Source organism: Kribbella sp. CA-245084 (assembly GCF_050942355.1).
Classification (GTDB): domain Bacteria; phylum Actinomycetota; class Actinomycetes; order Propionibacteriales; family Kribbellaceae; genus Kribbella.
In genome coordinates this window covers 2,379,731-2,396,438 of sequence record NZ_CP192053.1, presented here as the reverse complement: position 1 = coordinate 2,396,438, position 16,708 = coordinate 2,379,731, and the positions used below count along the sequence as shown (strand labels likewise).

The window sequence follows — 16,708 nt, the reverse complement described above, 5'->3', positions numbered from 1 at the left end:
GGTGCAGTGCTCTCGCGGATCGCGAGCTCCGTGGCGAGCTCCAGGCGGCTGGGCGGTTCCTCGACAGCTCAGCCGTAGGCGGTGGTGAGCTTCCGCGACTGCCATAACGATGCGAAGCTCAGGGGCGTGAGTCGACAGGAGTTTCGTGCCGTCGTCGCCGCTGGTCCGGGTGACCGGGCGGTCATCGTCGTGCCGTTCGATCCGGACGAGACTTGGGGTGCCAAGGCCGACCATCCCGTCGGCGGCACGGTCGACGGCAGGCGGGTTCGCGGAAGGCTGGCGTCGACCGGGAGCGGATGGGTACTGACCATCACCCCCATGTGGCTGCGAGACACCGGGGTCGCTATCGGCGCTGAGGTGATCGTCGAGCTGGCCCCCGAGGGCCCGCAGCGCCAAGACCTTGCCGACGACATCGCCGCGGCACTGGACGCCAATCCAGCTGCGGCCGCCTTCTTCGACACGCTGGCGCAGTTCTACCGCAAGGCCTACCTCCGTTGGATCGACGCAACCACCCGCCGCCCGGACGTCCGCGCGGCACGTATCGCCGAAGTGGTCGACCTCCTCGCAGCCCAGATCAAACAACGCCCACGCCCGTAACCCCCACTGCAACTGCACGCCGCGCTTACCCACCTCGCCGTCTGGCTCCAGGGATCGATGGGCCGAGCTGATGCCGCACCACCAACGCCCGCCAAGGCGCCGGCGCCCAGCACATCGATCGTCGAGGGGTCGCAACGGGCTCGTCGTCGCCGACGACTGCTCGGTCATCGGCCCGCTTCACCAGCCATGGCTTGCCTCCGGCGGCCGTGAAGACCGCCGAGCCCGCACCCACAGTCTTTTGACCAGACTTATAGTCCAACCAATTGCGGGGCAGGACTCGAGGTGGGTTTTAGGGTGTGGCCTTCGGTGTCGAGGTGGGGGAGGAGGCGGTCGAGCCAGGTGGGTAGCCACCAGGCGGCGGGGCCGAGGAGGGACAGGACCGCGGGCATGATGATCATTCGTACGAGGACGGCGTCGACCAGGACTCCGACAACCAGGCCGAGGGCGATGGAGGCGGCGACGGCCATCGTGGAGGAGGCGAAGCCGGCGAAGACGAAGGCCATGATGGCGGCTGCGGCTACCAGGACGGGGGCGGACTTGCTGAAGCCGGCGATCACGGCCTCCTTCGGGGAGGCGCCGCGGCTGTGCATCTCCTGGATCCGGGAGACCAGGAAGACCTGGTAGTCCATCGCCAGACCGAACAGGACACCGACCAAGATGATCGGCAGCGTGCTGAGCATCGGATCGCCCTGCGGTGCGGGGATGATCGAGTCGAACCAGCCCCACTGGAACACCGCCACGCTCGCCCCGAACGAAGCTCCCACGGACAACAGGTACCCGAGCGTCGCAGCCAGCGGGATCAGCAGTGACCGGAACATCAACACCAGCAGGACCAGCGACATCCCGACGATCAGGACGACGTACTCGATCAGTGCCTTGTGCAACAGTGCGTTGCTGTCGATGCCGATCGCGGTCTCACCGGTGACGGCGAGGCTCACGCCGCCGATATTGCCGAGGTCGCGGATCGTGGTGACGAGCTCCTTGGTCGCGTCGTCGATCGGGCCGCCGCGGGGAACGACGGTGACCAGCGCGGCGTCGCTCTGCGGCGTGACCGCACTGGTGACGACCGTCTGCACGCCCTCGAGCGCACGCAACCGGTTCTCGACGATCGGCAGCTCCCCCGACACGTCGTTGCCCTGGACAAGCACCACCAACGGGCTCTGAACGCCCCCGAACTTCTCGACGACCAAGTTGTACGCGTGGCGTTGCGTCGATACCGGGTCGTTGCCGCCCGGGATGTTCGACGCCGTCTTCATGTCCAGCATCGGTACGGCGACGATGCCGACGACAACGATCGCGCCGAGGAAGGACCACACCGGCCGCCGTACGACGAACGCAGCCCACCGATGCAGTACGGACACGCGGTGACCGTCAGGCGCAGTACCCGAACGTTCCCGTCGTGGGAGCGCCCGACGACCGAGGGTCCGCAGCAGGACGGGCAGCAGGGTCAGCGCCATCAGCACAGCAATCAGTACGCCGAACGCGCCGGCCAAGCCCATGTCGCGAAGAACACTGATACCGACCACGCTCAGACCAGCCAGCGCGATGATCACAGTCAGACCGGCGAACACGACCGCCGTACCCGCGGTCCCGACCGCGCGGGCGACTGCGTCCTCGACGTCACGACCCTCCCGCAGCTCGGTCCGGAAGCGAGTAAGGATGAACAGGCTGTAGTCGATCCCCACTGCGAGGCCGAGCATCGTTGCCAGAGTCAACGTTGTGTCCTGCAACGGGTTGATGGTGCCATAGGCAAGCACTCCTAGAGTTCCGACACCGACCCCCGCGAAGGCGACGAGCATGTTCGCGCCGGCCGCGGCGAGTGATCCGAAGGTCAGCAGCAGCACGAGGAACGCGACCGCGACGCCGAGGATCTCTCCCGCTCCGAACGCGGGTGTGTCGTCGGCATACAGCTGCCCACCGACTTCGGCGGTGAAGTCGGTCCGGGCGTTGGCCGCCAGGTCGAGTACGTCGGCGTACACCTGCTTCTGGTTCGCCTCGGTCACGCCATGGAACGACAGGGTGGACATCACGGTCGTGGCGTCGGTGGAGACGGCGGGCTTCTGCGGATCGAACGGGTTGCTCACCGTGCTGACGTTCGGCAGTGTCGCCGCGTGCGCGAGGATGCGGGTGATCTCGGCCTTCACGGGCGCGTCGGTGACCTTAGCGCGGTGCGTCTCGAGGACCAGCGTCAGCGTCTTCGTATCGCTGGAGGTACCGGGGAACTTCTGCTGAACGATGGCGAGGGCCTTCGAGGCCTGCGTGCTGGGGATCGAAGCGCTCGACGTACTGCTGGACGAACCGGCCGACGCGACGACAACGGTGAGACCGGCGAAGACCGCCAGCCAGATCGCGACCACGACCAGCCGATGGCGCGCGCTGAAGCGGCCGATCCGGGCGAGTAACTGCGGCATGATGCTCCTGAGAACGAAGGGTGAGGCTGACGTCCTTCATCCTCTGAATTTCCACCGCCCGCCGAATCGTCCGCACGCAGCGACCGATCTACTGCGATCGCAGTAGATCGCGGCAGATGGCAGCAGATCAGCGAGCGATCCCCGCCCGGTACGCGAAGGCGACCAACTGCGCCCGATCACGGGCCCCGACCTTCGCCATCGCCCGGTTCAGATGCGTCTTCACCGTGTACGGCGACAAGAACATGGAGGCGGCGATCTGCGCATTGTCCAGCCCTGACGCGATCGCGACGACCATCTCCCGCTCCTTCGGCGTCAACCCGGCGAACCTCCCCGCCATCTCCTCGTCGACCACCGCCGCCGGCTGCTCGCTGACATGTCCGATCAGGGCAGCCGACGCCGCGGCCGACAACGCACCACCGCCGGCAGCGACCTCCTCGACGCCGGTGATCAGCTCCGCCGGCCCGACGCCCTTGCTCAGGAAACCGTTCGCCCCGGCCCGCAGCGCGGCCAGCACCAACGTGTCCTCCTCGAACGTGGTCAGGATGACGATCCGGGTGGTCTCAGGCGGCACCGTCTCCCGGATCCGCCGCGTCGCCTCCACGCCGTCCACGCCCGGCATCCGGATATCCATCAGTACGACGTCAACCGGCTGCTCCTCGAGGAACCGCACCGCCTGCAATCCGTCCCCGACATCTCCGACCACCTCGAACGACGCATGCGACTGCAGGATCGACCGGAGACCGACCCGGATCATCTCCTGGTCGTCCACGATCAGGATGCTGGTCATGTCAGGGTGCTCCCGTCAACGGTCAGTACGACGCCCAACCGGAACGTATCGCCTCCGTCATCCACCGTGAGCCGCCCGCCCGCCGACTCGACCCGCTCCCGTATCCCCACCAGCCCAAAGCCGCTGCCGACCTGCTCGACCGCTGCACCGACCCGGCGCGGGTTGACCACCGTGATCAGCAAGCGATCGTTGTCAGCAGCAACGGTCAGCAAAGCAGTGCCATCCCCGTGCCGGTGCGCGTTCGTCAGCCCCTCCTGCACGATCCGGTACGCCGTCAGACTCACGGCCGGGTCGATCGTTGCCGGGATCTCGCCGATCGTGGAGTCGACGTTCAGACCGATCTGCCGATACGACTCCACCAGCTCGTGCAACTGGGTCAACTCCGGCGCCGGTTCGGCCGTCGAGTCCTCGCCGGTTCCACGACGGAGCAGTTCGAGAATGCGCTGCGTCTCGACCAACACCGACCGTACGCCGGTCCGCGCCGAGTCGAGCGCCGTACGCGTCGAGTCGGCTCCGGGCGGCAGGCTCACCTCGGCGACCCCGAGGTGCATGCTGACGACGGCAACCTGGTGACCGACCACGTCATGCAGGTCACGGGCAATCCGCAGCCGCTCCTCGGCCACTCTCCGCGTGGCCTCGAGATCGCGGGTTGCCTCGGCATCAGCCGCACGTTGTTCAAGAGAACTCCAGTACTCCTGATGGATCCGGATCGTGTTGCCGACGGCGCCACCGGCCACCGCCGACACAACCGCCGGGAACGACACCAGACTCAGAAACGCATAATCCTGCGCGATCGAGGTCACCACATAGAGCCCCACGCAAACGAACACCGTGCCGCGCACCGCCGGCATGCCCTGCAGAGTGAACGAGAACAGCGTGAACACCGTGATGCTCCACATCACGATCGGATCCCATCCGGCCAGCGCGGAGATCAAACAGCCCACGACAGCCAGAACCAGCCCCGGCCACGGCCGCACGCGCGCCAGCGCCGCGCCACCGACCGTGACCAGCAGCGCCGCGAACGCCGCCAGCCCCGCTGCGTCCGCGATCATCCGGACCAGCTCCACCGACGCCGACAGCGCGATCAGCACCGCCGTCCCGGCATGCAACACCCCCGGCCGCCGGCCCCAGACCGGACTGGAGCCCCAGGACCCGACTTCCAACTCTGCCTGCATGCACCCGATTGTGATGCTCGGCGGCGTACTCACGGCGGCCGGGGTGGCGGCGGATCGGCCAGACGAAGAACCCGGCACAGTATCTTCGTGTTCAACGGATGGAAGGGTTCTGACATCAACCACACGTCGTCCGCCCGCGACCCAGAGCCGCGGGCGTCCGTGCTGGTCCTCCCCGGAGGCGGTTACCGGCATCACGCCGCCCACGAGGCCGAGGACTATGCCGACTGGTTGTCGAGGCTCGGCTTCGACGCCGTCGTACTGCGCTATGCCGTCGGCGCGAACGCTTGGCCGAAGGCACTCGAAGAGGCACGCGACACGCTCGCGTGGATGCGCGAGCGGGCCGGCGAGGCCACGCCTGTCGGCGTCATCGGCTCCTCGGCCGGCGGTCATCTCGCCGCCGCGCTGTCGACCGCGACCTGCCCCGAAGCCGGCCCCACTGGACGCCCGGACTTCTGCATCCTCGCCTATCCCCTGATCAGCTTCGAGGTCCAGCCGCACCCCGGCACCACCGCCACGGTGCTCGGCCACCAACCGACGGACCAGAGTCGCCAACAAGTCTCGGCCGACCGGCACGTGGACACGGCGACTCCGCCGACGTTCATCTGGACCACGGCCGACGACGCCTCGGTCCATCCGGCGCACGCGTTGAGGTACGCCGAGGCGCTCACAACCGCCGGCGTACCGGTAGAGCTGCACGTGTTCCCACACGGCGTACACGGTCTGGGCCTCGCCGCGAACGACCCGGTCGTCAGCGCCTGGACCACCCTGTGCGAGCGGTGGCTGACCGGTCTACTCGGAAACTGAGGGCACCCCCATGGAAGGGCCTGGATGGTCGACGGCATTCTCGTGCTAGGCGACGGCACCGAAACCGCCTGACGGAACCCGAGGCGGGTATCAACTGCGCCGACGGCTCGGTCAGAGAGGTGTGAGCACTTATCGCACCAGGTACTTGATGGCCGCGGCGGCCTCGATCGCGATGCTGCTGGCGGGTGGAAACACCGCCGCAGCCGTATCGGCAGAGGTCTGCACGGGCGGCTGGACCCTGTCGCCGTCGCGGCCGGCTCCCGACGTTCGTGGCCAGTCGGTGGAGGAGGCGACAAAGAGCCTCGGAGCCGTGGGCTACAACTGCACGCTCGCGAACTCCAAGCCCGGCGCCGTGAATGAGAAGGACGTCGTCGTTGCCGCGCAGCAGACACGCACCGAGAACGACCCCGACGGAGGTATATCGCTCGTTGCCCTCTCGCTTGGGGTGGTGATGCCCGACTTCACCGGGACGACCCTGCGGGTCGCCGGGGAGACCGCGACGCAACTCGGCCTCGTCGTACGAACGTCGCCGTCCGACGGAGCTGCCGATTGGACAGTCCGGTTGCAGCGACCCGGCGCCGGCGGCTACGTGGTGTTCGGACGAGCAGTCACGTTGATCCTCCAAGAGCCTGTCCAACCAGTGCTCGTGCCAGTGCCAGATCTGATCAACCGCACCGAGACCGAGGCCGCGGCCATGGTCAAAGGTGCCGGGCTCGTCTACGTGCAACACATCCTCAAGGACGGCAAGCGCCCGGGGCGCGTCGTCAGCCAGCAACCGCAACCAGGCGAGCTGGTCGAACGCACCACCACCGTGACCGCCGACATCCGCCGGACGCCTGCACCACCACCGCCGCCCCCGCCGACCACCGTCGTACCGCCGAGTCCTCCCACACCGCCTGCCGTGGTCCACACAGTTGTGCCAGATCTCGTCGGCCGTCTCGAGTCCACCGCACGGCAGGCGGTCGGGGTTGCTCGGCTCAAGTTCCAATCTCGAGTCGTGCGTCCGGGGAACGCCCCTGGGATCGTGCTGAACCAGCGTCCGCGGGCGGGCACCGAGGTCGACGTCGGCACCCTCGTCACCGTCGACGTGACCCGCGCGCCTAAGCCGAAGCTGGTGGCGGTTCCTGACCTGCTCGACCGCAGCGAGGCCGAGGCCCGCGGCGCGGTCGAGGGCGCTGAGCTGGTCTTCGATCTGATCGCTGGAAAAGATGCTTCGGGTCGTGAGCGCCATGTCATCAGCCAGCAGCCGCGCGCCGGAGAACTCGTCCCGACAGGAACGACAGTCACGGTCGACCTCGCCGCCAGCGAGCCGAGCTGGCCTTCGTGGCTGGTGCCGCTGCTGCTCGCGACAGCCGTCCTGGCCGTCGGGGCGGCTGGCCGACTCCAGCACCGGCGCCGACTGAAACCGCGCCCCGATCCGGTGCCTCAGGTTCATGCGACCGGGCGACTGACTCCGGGGACTCCTCGGATCCAGGAATCCGGCCCAGCACACCGAATCCGCATCAACGCTCGCCTTGATCGAGGGCGCCAGTACCTGCAGGAGAAGACCGATGAACACCAGTAGCCACCGAGTCACCATCGCCTCGCACTTCAACCAGACTGCCCCGGACACCTCCGCCGAGCTGAACGACCTGATCACCAGGAGCAAGGTGCTCGAATCGGTGCCGGACCTCGGTCCGGCCGGCCGACTGGTATCGGCTCCAGTGACCCGCGCACTCGCAGCGACCTTCGATCGCGACCTGGGTGATCCGATCCTGTGGGCCTGGCGAACGCATCGTGACCTCAAAGAGGCTGCGAGCGCAACGCTCGCCGGCGATGGGCCGCCCGAGTACGTCACGTTGGCCGAACACGAGATCTCGTCGATCCATCACCCAGAGGTGGATGTCACCGTCGACCAGTGGCCCCCAGCCAGGATCACCTTCGATCTCACGCTGCGCTTCACGCTCGAAGCCCTCCTGCTGACCGTCCAGGGCGGCCTCCTCATCGGGCTGAGCCCAGGCGTTTGCTCAGTCGACGTGGCTCTCAGTGCGCACGGTTTCGATTTCTCCCGCTCCGCGAAGTACGCACTCCAGGAGCTGGTAGCCCTTCACACCGGCCTCCGGCTCCTGCCCGCATCGGCGTACGCAGAGCTGGCAAGGTCAGAGGGGGTTGGCTGAGCGCGCCTCGGTGCTTAGTAGGAGGACGGTTGCGGTTGGGGGGAGGGTCAGGTTGGGGAGGGCGGTTCTGGTGGCTGCGAGGGTTGCTGCGCCGCAGGGGCCGGCGTCGATGCCTACGGATTCGAGGTCGTGGACTGCGGTGGCGACTTGTTGGTCGGTGACGGTTGTTGCGGCGTCTAGGCCGGACAGTAGGTCGGGCCAGGCGCCGTGGGAGGGGGTGCCGCAGTTGAGGCCGGTCATGATCGTGGGGTGTGTGGGTACTGACGTGAGTCGGCCGGCTTGGAGAGAGGTGATGATGGCCGGAGCGTGGGTCGGTTCGACGCCGAGAATGATTGAGCCAAGGGGGTCCGCCGACTTGGCTCTGTAGTGGCGTACGGCGGCTTGGGCTAGGGAGCCGACGCCGATCGGTACGGCGATGAGGTCGGGAGCTGGTGTGCCGGCCGCGGCGAGTTGGGTGTCGGCTTCGGTGAACAAGGTGCTGTAGCCGTCGACGATCCATTGCGGGATCTGCGTGTACCCGGGCCAGGCGGTGTCCTGGATCAGCAGCGCACCCGCTGCGGACGCAGCGTCCCTGGCCGCCATCACGACATCGTCGTACTCGAGCGGCAACCCGACGATCTGCGCACCCTCGGATGCGATACCGGCCTTCGCCGCCGCGGTGAGTGAGTCGGGGACGAAGATCCGGGCGGGCAGACCGATCAACCGGGCGAGGTGGGCGACCGCGCGGCCGTGGTTGCCGTCCGTGGCCGCGATCAGGGTGGCGTTGCCGTCCGCAAGCAACCGGAGCGGAAGCGCGTGATCGCCGTCGCCGAGAAGCGCGGACAGCGCTCGGGAGACGGCGTACGCGGCACCGAGGACCTTGAACGCCGGCAGGCCGAACCGGCTCGACTCCTCCTTGACGAACACCCGGCCGACCCCGAGCTCGTCGGCCAGAGCAGGTACGTCGACCAGCCGAGTCGGCGCGTAGCCAGGCAACGATTCATGGAACTCTGTCACCCCCGCGACCGGCGTTGTCGTCCACTCCCGCGCGGCGGGATTCACATACATCGATAGCACGATTGCAATCCCCAACGTCCTCGATCGTCAGCAGGACAAGGTGGCGAAGGTGTAGCCGCGGGCGGACAAGGTGGTGAGGACCTGGTCGAGGGCTGCCACCGTCTGCGCGCGGTTGCCACCGCCGTCGTGCATCAGGATAATCGCGCCGGGTCGCGCGCCGGCCAGTACACGCTGGACGATCGTCGCCGTCCCCGGACGCGCCCAGTCCTCGGGGTCGACGTCCCACAGGACTTGCTGCATGCCGTCCCGGTGGATCTCGGCGCGGACGCGGGCGTTGGTCGCGCCGTACGGCGGGCGGAAGCATTTCGACTGCACTCCGTCGGCGACCTGGTGGTGCAATTGCGCGGGCGAGAGCTTGGGCAGTTGCGGGTGGGAGACCGAGTGGTTGCCGACACTGTTGCCTGCGGCACGGACTTGGTCGACCAGCTCGGGGTGCGGATTCGCGTTCTGCGCCAGCATGAAGAACGTGCCGCGGGCGTCGTGTTTCGCCAGCACTGCAAGGACTTCCGGCGTCCAGTGCGGGTCGGGACCGTCGTCGAAGGTCAGGTACACGACCTTCCCCTGCGCCTGCTTCACCGGGCCCGCCGGCTCGGTCGTCTGCGTGCTCGACGGGGTCGGTGTGGTCGACGGCGTTCCAGCAGGCGTGGTCGGCTTCACGGAAGTGGTGGCGACGACGGCACGGGGCGCGCTCTCGGCGGCGTTCGCCGTGCCAGCCTCGACCGAGGACGCGGCATGCAGGCACCCGATCGCCACCGCCGCCCCCAGCGCCAAACCGATCGGCAACCCGAACCTGTGCCTCATCAACCCGCTCCCCCGCTCATCCATCCCGGTCAGCACGATTGACGCCCCGGCCGAGAAGAAAGTTCACGCGTGGAGTTACCGCGGTACGTCGCGGCGCCTGAAGGTGATGAAGCCGGTCAGCAGGAGTGCGAGGGCGAGGATGCCCAAGGCTGACAGGCCACTGGCATCGACCGCGCCCGCCGGAGGGTTGCCGACGTGGGTGGTGGGGGCGAGGTCGACGATCCACTGCGCGAGCTTGAGCCCGGGGCCGAGGAAGGCGATGAAGGTTGCCACGGCGTACGTCGCCCAGGCGAGGCCGAACGTGCGCGGCCAGGTGCCGAACAGCGCGATCGCGAGGCCGGCCAGCACGAGTTCCGCCGGCAGGTAAGCCAAACCGGACTTCATGATTGCGGCGAAGTCGTGGCTGTTGCCAACGGACCGCGCCGTCGAAACTGCGAGGACCGAGGACGAGACGACGACTATCAGCACCAACCCGGCCGCGACGGCGACGAGGTGAGCAGCGAGCCAGCGGATCCTGGACAGGGTCCCCGCGAGGCGGGGCTCCAGGCGTCCGTCGGTCTCCTCGGCGCGGAGCGTGCCGATCGCCTGAATGACGTAGCCGCCGGCAACGACCGCGACGTACAGCTGGGTCACGGCAACGAAACCGTCCAGCGGCCGGCCGCCTCGGATGCCCATGGACTCGGCCAGCGCGGGATTGCCGGTCATTGCGTCGAGCAACTGCTGGGCCAGAGCGCCCATCATCGCGGCGAAGAGAACCCCGCCGGCCAGCCAGCCCAGAGCCGCCGGGCGATGGATCCAGATCGCGAAACCGATCGGCCTCCGCTGGAGCCAGCTCGCTCGCGCCGGTCCTGCGTCACCCCGCCTCAGCGCACTGCCGATGTCGCGCCGAGCGGCCAGCCATACGGCCCCACCGCCCAGGGCGACTCCGACGACAGCCGGAAGGGCGAGCGCCCACCATCGCTGGACGCCGAACGGCGCCGTCTTCTCGGCCCAACCCAGCGGAGACAGCCAGGTCACCCAGGTCTTGGTCGTGTCCCCGATCCCCCGCAGCGCGTACGCCGCGGCCAGCATGATCAGGCTCCACAGGTAGACCCCGCGCGAATGCAGGACGAGTTGCGCCACGAGTGCAGCGAAGCCGGCGAACACGAAGGCCAGCCCGCCGAGTGCTGCGGCGTACAGTATTGCGCCGGATGCCGGCACTCCCGCGAGGACAAGACCGCCCGCGAAGAGAAGTGACGTGGTGAGGATGGCCAGCGTCGCGACCACGAGCGCGGCGAGGGTCGGTTGGTACCGGGCGATCCGGCCGCCGAGGATCGTCTCGAGCCGGCCCGATTCCTCTTCACGTCGCGTCGAACCGGCGACCAGTCCGATGCCCAGCAACGGCAACAGGAACGATGCCAGGAATCCGAACTCGTCCTGGATCACTCCGCCGAGACTGTCGATGCCCTCGACGTGCCCGTTGATCGCCGCCAGCGCGCTGCCGGATGTGACCGCCTGGGCGTACGTGTGGATCTTGGCCGGGGTGTCGTACATGTGGGCCACGGCCGCGGCCGTCCCGACCATGCCGGCAACGAGAGCAAGCACCCACACCAGGATGCCGCGACGGCGGGTGCGCCAGACGATCCCGATCATGATGCCGTCGGTGCTCATCTCGCGGCCACGGCAATCGGCTCGACGGAGTCCTCGTAGTTGCGCAGGAACAGCGCATCCAGGCTCGGCGGCGTCACCGTCAAGGTGTGAATCCGCGCCGCGTGAAGCAGACCGACCACCGCGTCGAGGTGGTCCGCGTCGATGGTGAACCGGCTGTCCACCTGGCCATCCAGCCGCTCGGAGACACAGTCGGCCACACCTTCAGACTGAGCGAGCCCAGAGGGTTCGACGCCGGTGACCGCGTGCACCGTCGTACGCGTATGACGACGTAGGTCGGCGAGGCTGCCCGTCGTCACCGTCCGGCCCCGCCGAACAATGCTCACCCGATCGGCCAGCGCCTCGACCTCGTCGAGGATGTGACTGGACAGCAGCACCGTGACGCCGGCCTCTCGCCGCTCGCGCACACACTGCTGAAAGGCCTGCTCCATCAACGGATCGAGGCCGGACGTCGGCTCGTCGAGCACCAGCAATTCCACCTCCGCGGACAACGCGGCGACCAGCGCGACCTTCTGCCGATTGCCTTTGGAGTAGTCGCGGATCCGCTTCGTCGGGTCGAGTTCGAAGCGCTCGATCAATTCGTCCCGGCGTGTCTCGGCGACACCGCCGTACGTCGTACCGATCAGGTCGAGGCATTGGCCGCCGGTGAGGCCGGGCCACAGCGCGACGTCGCCGGCGACGTACGCGAGACGTCCGTGCAGCTTGTCGGCTCGCCGCCAGGGATCGGCGCCGAACAGTTCGACGTGGCCGCCGCTCGCACGCATCAAGCCGAGCAGGATGCGGATGGTGGTCGACTTCCCCGCGCCGTTCGGGCCGAGGAAGCCATGGACCTCGCCCGCACAGACGGTCAGGTCGAGGCCGTCCAGTGCCTGGAACTTTCCGAAGGTCTTGGTCAGCCCGCGGACGCTGATGACGTCGGTCACGATTGCCCCTCCTCGGATACGAATGCGCCTTGCGAGTAGACGGCGGTGACCTCCTTGGCCCAGCGGGACATGCCCTCCGGCGTCAGCGGGTCGACCCCGATCGCGGCGGCGACGTGGTTTCGGAGGAGGAGTACCGCGAGGTCATTGACCAGCAAGAACGCCGCACGAACCGCCGGATCCTCGGCGGGCCGGGTCGCCCCGATTCCGTCCATGGTCTCGAGCAGCTGGCGGGTCTGGATGAACCACCGACCGAACAACGCCGAGCCGGCGGGATCGTTGGTCAGCAGCAACCGACGCAGGTACGCCGGCAGCGGCGACCCGGGCGGAAACGCACTCGCGAACATCTCGGCGACCGACGCCCAACCGTCGCCGGTCATCGCTCCGGCAACGTCTTGCTCGTCCATCGCGAACAACCCGTCGAACGCCCGCCCGGCATAGTCATCCACCGCCGCGCGCAGCCCTTCCTTGCTACCGAAGTGATGCGCCAGCAGAGCCTGTGACACCCCCGCCGCCGCAGCGATCTCCCGCATCGTGACCGCATCATGCCCCCGCTCAGCAAACAACCGCAGCGCGGCATTACGAATATTCGCCTTGGCAGTAAGGTCGTCCTCATCGCCGACTGATCGCATGATCAGCATACTAATCACTTGATCAGCCCGAGATCAAGAGCCAGGCCGCCGGCACGGTGTCCCCCTAGACCGAGCTCCTCCAGAAGCGCTATCCGCGGTCGCGCGATCAACGACTGCGCTGGATGCTCCTCGACGTGGCCGATCGCGCGCTCCGCGAGCTGCACGTCCGGCGCTCACGTCCGGCACTCACGTCCGGCGCTCACGTCCGGCACTCACGTCCGGCACTCACGTCCGGCGCCCACGTCCGGCGCCCACGCACGGCGCCCACGCACGGCGTACTGCGGACGCCGTACTGCGTGAGCGCGGCGTCGACGTACGGACGGGTCTGTCGGTCGGCGACGCTGCGGAGTACGGCGTACGGCTGGCTGAGGGCTCCTTCGTGCCAGCGCGCTCGCTGAGCTGGTGCGTCGGCGTACGACCGGACCCTGTGGTCGACCGGATCGGGCTGAAGGCCGACGACGGGCGGCTCAGTGGTCAGCTGCGTCAACGGCGGTGGCGATGGGCTCGAGGCCCGCGATCAGTTGGTCGAGTTCGTCCGCGCTGAGGATGTCGTACGCAGGTGCGGCCAGTTCGTCGGTGAGGGCTTCGATGCGGGACTTCGTCTCGCGGCCGGCGTCGGTGAAGCCGCCGGCGGCGTCCACGAGGCCACGGTCGCGCAGCCCGTCGACGACCGCGGACAGCTGTGCCTTCGGTAGGTGGTGGATCCGGCCGAACCTCTCCGCCCTCATCCCGAGGGACAGCGCCATCAGTACGTGGGCCTCGGTGCCACCGATGCCGTGCGCAACCAGTGCGACATTGTGGCCATCCCCGCGGTACTCACGGAGTAGCGTGGCCGCGTGCCAGAGCTTGGCCACCGGCTCCTCTGGTACGTCGAGCGCGCGGAGCCCGGCGTACAGCACCCGGCCCTCGGTCGGCGCACTGATCGCGGCACGAGTCGCGAGGTCGGCGACCTGCGCCAGCTCAGAGGAGTCGGCGAGCTCTCCGATCCGCTGCCGGAGCGCGGCGGCGCTGCCTCGCTCGCGCACGGCGATCGCCTCTTCCGGCGTGATCTTTCCCCAGACCCACGGGATGTGACGCGCGACCTCGCCGTCGGCGAAGTTGTAGAACACCGCATGCACCACCTCGGCCGGCACCATCCCCAACGGCGCGGCCCGGCCCGCGAAGTACCCGTCCCAGTAGTTCCGCATGCCGATGGCGAGGAACGCCTCGGTCGGTACGTCGGAGAAGGTCACGGTGGCAACCGGCTCGACGAGCTCGAACATCCGGCGAACCTTGGCCCGCGAGTGTGTCGTCATCATCGTCTCCAGTCGTCGTGCGACCGCCCCGTCGACGGTCCCTCACCCTAGCCACGAACAGGCAGACTCGGATCCGACATGTAGTCAGTACGCCAGAGTCACCGTGATTTCTGGTGGGGCGGTGACTTCTGGGGGTTTGCCGGAGTGGGCGAGGACGGTTAGGGGGCCGTGGGGAGTTGGGACTGAGGCGTGGGCCCAGGCGAGGCCGCCGAGTTGGGGTGTGACGGTGACCGTTGCCATTCCGGGGGTTGTTGGGCGGACGCCGAGGAGGGTGGCGACGTAGTGGTACAAGGGATGCGCGCCCCAGGCGTGGCAGTCGCTGCGGGTTGGCTCGGGGTGTTCGATCACCGTGCGCAGGCCCTGGTCTAGGAGGCCGTACCAGAGGTCGAGTCGATCCAGCAGTACGTCGGTTCGTCCGATGCGGTGCAGCGCCTCGAACAGGTAGTGGTCGAAGTACACCGTGGTGCGTGCCAGGCCTGGTTCCTGGAGCATCGTGCGGACCGCCGTCTCGCCGTACTTCGCTCCTGCGAGCAATGCGAGCGACTGGGCGTGTTCGCTGAAGGCGGTGTGCTCGAGGTTGTCGGCGTACAGCTTGCGATCGGCGTCGTAGAAGGCTTCGTCGGCGGCTTCGAGCAACCGGTCGGCCAGCTGTGAGTTCCGGTCGGCGTTGCCACCTACCCAGGACTCCAAGTCGGCTGCCTGCCGGGCTACCAGCGCCAACTGCAGTTGCAGTACCGCCGACACACCGGTTCCAGGACCGGGCCAGTCGGGGTGCTGTTCCCCGTCCTGGACGATCCCGGGCGGGGTGCCAGCCTCCCAGCCCGGCACCCAGTCGGTGAAGTTCCAGCCATGCAAGGCCCGGAAGATCCCGCGATCGTCAACCGCACGACGGTGTACGTCGAGGGCCGCGCGAACGCCCGGCATCAACTCGGCGACGAAGGCCAGGTCGCCACGCCACAAAGCGAAGTCGTGCACCATCGCCACCCACCACAGCGTGAACGGCGGGATCGGCGACGAGTGCCGGGACGGCGTCCGAGAGAGGGTGAGGCCGTTGCCCGACTGACTGCGGGCGAAGGCGCGCAAGGCCTGGCGGGCGAGTGCATCGTCACCGGTCGTGGCGTAGGCGACGAGGCATTGCAGGCGCGTGTCCCCGGCGTACTGCAACTGCTCGTAGTACGGGCAGTCCATCGTCGTCTCGTGGCTGCACGCCTGCAGCGTCCGGAACGCGAGTACGCCGACCTGCGCGAGCCGCGGGTCGCTGGCGGTGAAGCGGCTGCGGTCCTCGTACGGATAGTGCGTCTCAGAGAACCTCAAACCGGCGATCGTCAGCGGTTCGGTCGCTGTGGTGACGAGTACCTCGACGTACCGACCGGACTGCCACCACAGTGTGCTGTGCCGCTCGCGGCCTCCACCGGCGATGAACAGGTCACCGATGCCGTCTTCCTCGAGCCCAGGACGGCCGAACAGCTTGCCCTCGACAACGTCGCGATGTCCCTTACCTGCTTGGGGTTCCGTCTCGTACAGGGACTCCTGCCAATGCACACGTACTTCGGCATCGCGGCCGCCCTCGAGATCGAGGACCGGGTACGCGCAGACATACTCGTCGAGGTCGATCAGCACCCGACGGCAGGTCCCGGGCGGCAACACCAACGCCGTACCGTCGAGCAGCCGCTGCCAGTCACCGGCCTCACCGTCGAGATGGTCCGCCGGATCCACGACGCGGTCGCGCGTTGGCGCCCCCACCGGATGCTCCGCGACATGCCGGACGCGCGCCCCCTCGACCCACCGCCGCACCGGCGCCGGCAACCGAACCGGAACCAACAACCGCCCGCGGGAGTCGCCGACCTCGGCAGCATGCCAGTTGAGGCTGTCCTCGCCGGTCTGCCAACCCCACGGAAAGCTCCGGCCATCACTGACGTGCCTGGCACCACAGCCATACCCGTCGCCTTTCGGTCGCCGGCCGTGCCCGGGAAGTGCGGCCGCGCGCCAGTCCGCGGTACCGGTGTCCAGCGCCGGTACCGGACCGGAGACCGCCTCGGCGGCCAACAGGAAGGTAGGACCGTCACCCACACTCAGCTGCGCCAGCGGCGCGTCGTCTCCAAGGCTCCACACCCGGGCCGCAAGCCAGTGCGCCCCGGCCGCCAACCGCAACCGGTAACTCTCGAACGTCCAGTGACCGACCTCGCCCCGCGACGGACCGCGACCAACGAGCTCACTGTCGAGCCACAACTCATACCGCTCATCGGCGGACACATGTACGACGACCTCAGCCGCCTCCGCGCACTCGACCCGCAGCCGGAAGCCGACCACGTCGCCGCTCTCCGCCGCCCGGATCCACCGCGCCGGCCACTCGCCGCGACCCGCGAACGGCTCGTCCTCAACCTGCAGTTGCTGGACTTCAGGCATAGTCAGTTCCTCTTCAGCAGC

At 68.2% G+C, this 16,708-nt stretch carries 16 protein-coding genes; 5 read left to right on the top strand and 11 right to left on the bottom strand.

Annotated elements, in window-relative coordinates; genetic code table 11:
* Positions 1–126: 126 nt before the first annotated feature.
* Positions 127–597, top strand: coding sequence for a YdeI/OmpD-associated family protein (locus ACQPYH_RS11710; RefSeq protein WP_432889972.1), 471 nt, complete (start codon positions 127–129; stop codon positions 595–597).
* A gap of 248 nt (positions 598–845) precedes the next feature.
* On the opposite strand, the gene ACQPYH_RS11705 is transcribed toward ACQPYH_RS11710, so the two are convergent.
* The 3 genes from ACQPYH_RS11705 to ACQPYH_RS11695 all read right to left on the bottom strand — a co-directional run bounded on the left by ACQPYH_RS11705 (position 846) and on the right by ACQPYH_RS11695 (position 4,970).
* Entirely contained in the window at positions 846–3,008 is a 2,163-nt protein-coding gene (locus tag ACQPYH_RS11705; protein WP_432889970.1) for an MMPL family transporter, read from the bottom strand.
* A gap of 127 nt (positions 3,009–3,135) precedes the next feature.
* A complete protein-coding gene (locus ACQPYH_RS11700) occupies positions 3,136–3,795 on the bottom strand; it encodes a response regulator transcription factor (RefSeq protein WP_432889968.1) in 660 nt (219 codons plus the stop codon).
* Positions 3,792–4,970: a sensor histidine kinase gene (locus ACQPYH_RS11695; protein ID WP_432889966.1), complete on the bottom strand. Its 1,179-nt coding sequence runs from the start codon at positions 4,968–4,970 to the stop codon at positions 3,792–3,794. The genes ACQPYH_RS11700 and ACQPYH_RS11695 overlap by 4 nt, the downstream gene beginning before the upstream one ends.
* A gap of 87 nt (positions 4,971–5,057) precedes the next feature.
* Here ACQPYH_RS11695 and ACQPYH_RS11690 point away from each other — a divergent pair, with 87 nt between their 5' ends.
* From ACQPYH_RS11690 to ACQPYH_RS11680, 3 genes are all read left to right on the top strand, one after another.
* A complete protein-coding gene (locus ACQPYH_RS11690; RefSeq protein WP_432889964.1) occupies positions 5,058–5,774 on the top strand; it encodes an alpha/beta hydrolase in 717 nt (238 codons plus the stop codon).
* A gap of 121 nt (positions 5,775–5,895) precedes the next feature.
* Positions 5,896–7,338: a PASTA domain-containing protein gene (locus ACQPYH_RS11685; RefSeq protein ID WP_432889962.1), complete on the top strand. Its 1,443-nt coding sequence runs from the start codon at positions 5,896–5,898 to the stop codon at positions 7,336–7,338.
* Positions 7,325–7,930 (top strand): hypothetical protein, encoded by a 606-nt coding sequence (locus ACQPYH_RS11680; RefSeq protein ID WP_432889960.1) that lies wholly within the window; start codon positions 7,325–7,327, stop codon positions 7,928–7,930. The genes ACQPYH_RS11685 and ACQPYH_RS11680 overlap by 14 nt, the downstream gene beginning before the upstream one ends.
* Here the strand turns inward: ACQPYH_RS11680 and ACQPYH_RS11675 are convergent.
* The 6 genes from ACQPYH_RS11675 to ACQPYH_RS11650 form a co-directional block, all read right to left on the bottom strand.
* Positions 7,913–8,977, bottom strand: coding sequence for a pyridoxal-phosphate dependent enzyme (locus ACQPYH_RS11675; RefSeq protein ID WP_432889958.1), 1,065 nt, complete (start codon positions 8,975–8,977; stop codon positions 7,913–7,915). The two genes, ACQPYH_RS11680 and ACQPYH_RS11675, sit on opposite strands and share 18 nt — an antisense overlap.
* Positions 8,978–9,013: 36 nt before the next feature.
* The gene (locus ACQPYH_RS11670) at positions 9,014–9,787 is read right to left on the bottom strand and encodes a polysaccharide deacetylase family protein (protein WP_432889956.1); all 774 of its coding nucleotides are present in this window, start codon (positions 9,785–9,787) and stop codon (positions 9,014–9,016) included.
* 75 nt (positions 9,788–9,862) lie between these two features.
* Positions 9,863–11,437 carry an ABC transporter permease gene (locus tag ACQPYH_RS11665; RefSeq protein WP_432889954.1) on the bottom strand — a complete coding sequence of 525 codons (1,575 nt, stop codon included), beginning with the start codon at positions 11,435–11,437 and terminating at the stop codon, positions 9,863–9,865.
* Complete coding sequence (locus tag ACQPYH_RS11660) at positions 11,434–12,357, bottom strand: ATP-binding cassette domain-containing protein (RefSeq protein ID WP_432889952.1); 924 nt, start codon at positions 12,355–12,357, stop codon at positions 11,434–11,436. The genes ACQPYH_RS11665 and ACQPYH_RS11660 overlap by 4 nt, the downstream gene beginning before the upstream one ends.
* The gene (locus ACQPYH_RS11655; RefSeq protein WP_432889950.1) at positions 12,354–12,986 is read right to left on the bottom strand and encodes a TetR/AcrR family transcriptional regulator; all 633 of its coding nucleotides are present in this window, start codon (positions 12,984–12,986) and stop codon (positions 12,354–12,356) included. Before ACQPYH_RS11655 ends, ACQPYH_RS11660 begins: the two co-directional genes overlap by 4 nt.
* Before the next feature lie 14 nt (positions 12,987–13,000).
* Positions 13,001–13,150: a hypothetical protein gene (locus ACQPYH_RS11650; protein ID WP_432889948.1), complete on the bottom strand. Its 150-nt coding sequence runs from the start codon at positions 13,148–13,150 to the stop codon at positions 13,001–13,003.
* Between ACQPYH_RS11650 and ACQPYH_RS11645 the strand changes: the two genes are divergently transcribed.
* On the top strand, positions 13,105–13,530 hold the full coding sequence (locus ACQPYH_RS11645; RefSeq protein WP_432894382.1) for an FAD-dependent oxidoreductase: 426 nt from the start codon (positions 13,105–13,107) through the stop codon (positions 13,528–13,530). The two genes, ACQPYH_RS11650 and ACQPYH_RS11645, sit on opposite strands and share 46 nt — an antisense overlap.
* On the opposite strand, the gene ACQPYH_RS11640 is transcribed toward ACQPYH_RS11645, so the two are convergent.
* Together ACQPYH_RS11640 and ACQPYH_RS11635 are read right to left on the bottom strand one after the other, a co-directional pair.
* Positions 13,454–14,281: an SCO6745 family protein gene (locus tag ACQPYH_RS11640; protein ID WP_432889946.1), complete on the bottom strand. Its 828-nt coding sequence runs from the start codon at positions 14,279–14,281 to the stop codon at positions 13,454–13,456. The two genes, ACQPYH_RS11645 and ACQPYH_RS11640, sit on opposite strands and share 77 nt — an antisense overlap.
* Before the next feature lie 84 nt (positions 14,282–14,365).
* Positions 14,366–16,687, bottom strand: a complete 2,322-nt coding sequence (locus tag ACQPYH_RS11635; RefSeq protein WP_432889944.1) for an alpha-L-rhamnosidase C-terminal domain-containing protein — start codon at positions 16,685–16,687, stop codon at positions 14,366–14,368.
* Positions 16,688–16,708 lie beyond the last annotated feature (21 nt).

Bases quoted from the DNA above. Each gene is read 5' to 3' on its own strand.
- ACQPYH_RS11705 (WP_432889970.1), bottom strand. From the start codon at position 3,008: ATGCCGCAGTTACTCGCCCGGATCGGCCGCTTCAGCGCGCGCCATCGG.
- ACQPYH_RS11700 (WP_432889968.1), bottom strand. From the start codon at position 3,795: ATGACCAGCATCCTGATCGTGGACGACCAGGAGATGATCCGGGTCGGT.
- ACQPYH_RS11695 (WP_432889966.1), bottom strand. From the start codon at position 4,970: ATGCAGGCAGAGTTGGAAGTCGGGTCCTGGGGCTCCAGTCCGGTCTGG.
- ACQPYH_RS11680 (WP_432889960.1), top strand. From the start codon at position 7,325: ATGAACACCAGTAGCCACCGAGTCACCATCGCCTCGCACTTCAACCAG.
- ACQPYH_RS11675 (WP_432889958.1), bottom strand. From the start codon at position 8,977: ATGTATGTGAATCCCGCCGCGCGGGAGTGGACGACAACGCCGGTCGCG.
- ACQPYH_RS11670 (WP_432889956.1), bottom strand. From the start codon at position 9,787: ATGAGGCACAGGTTCGGGTTGCCGATCGGTTTGGCGCTGGGGGCGGCG.
- ACQPYH_RS11665 (WP_432889954.1), bottom strand. From the start codon at position 11,437: ATGAGCACCGACGGCATCATGATCGGGATCGTCTGGCGCACCCGCCGT.
- ACQPYH_RS11655 (WP_432889950.1), bottom strand. From the start codon at position 12,986: ATGCGATCAGTCGGCGATGAGGACGACCTTACTGCCAAGGCGAATATT.
- ACQPYH_RS11640 (WP_432889946.1), bottom strand. From the start codon at position 14,281: ATGACGACACACTCGCGGGCCAAGGTTCGCCGGATGTTCGAGCTCGTC.
- ACQPYH_RS11635 (WP_432889944.1), bottom strand. From the start codon at position 16,687: ATGCCTGAAGTCCAGCAACTGCAGGTTGAGGACGAGCCGTTCGCGGGT.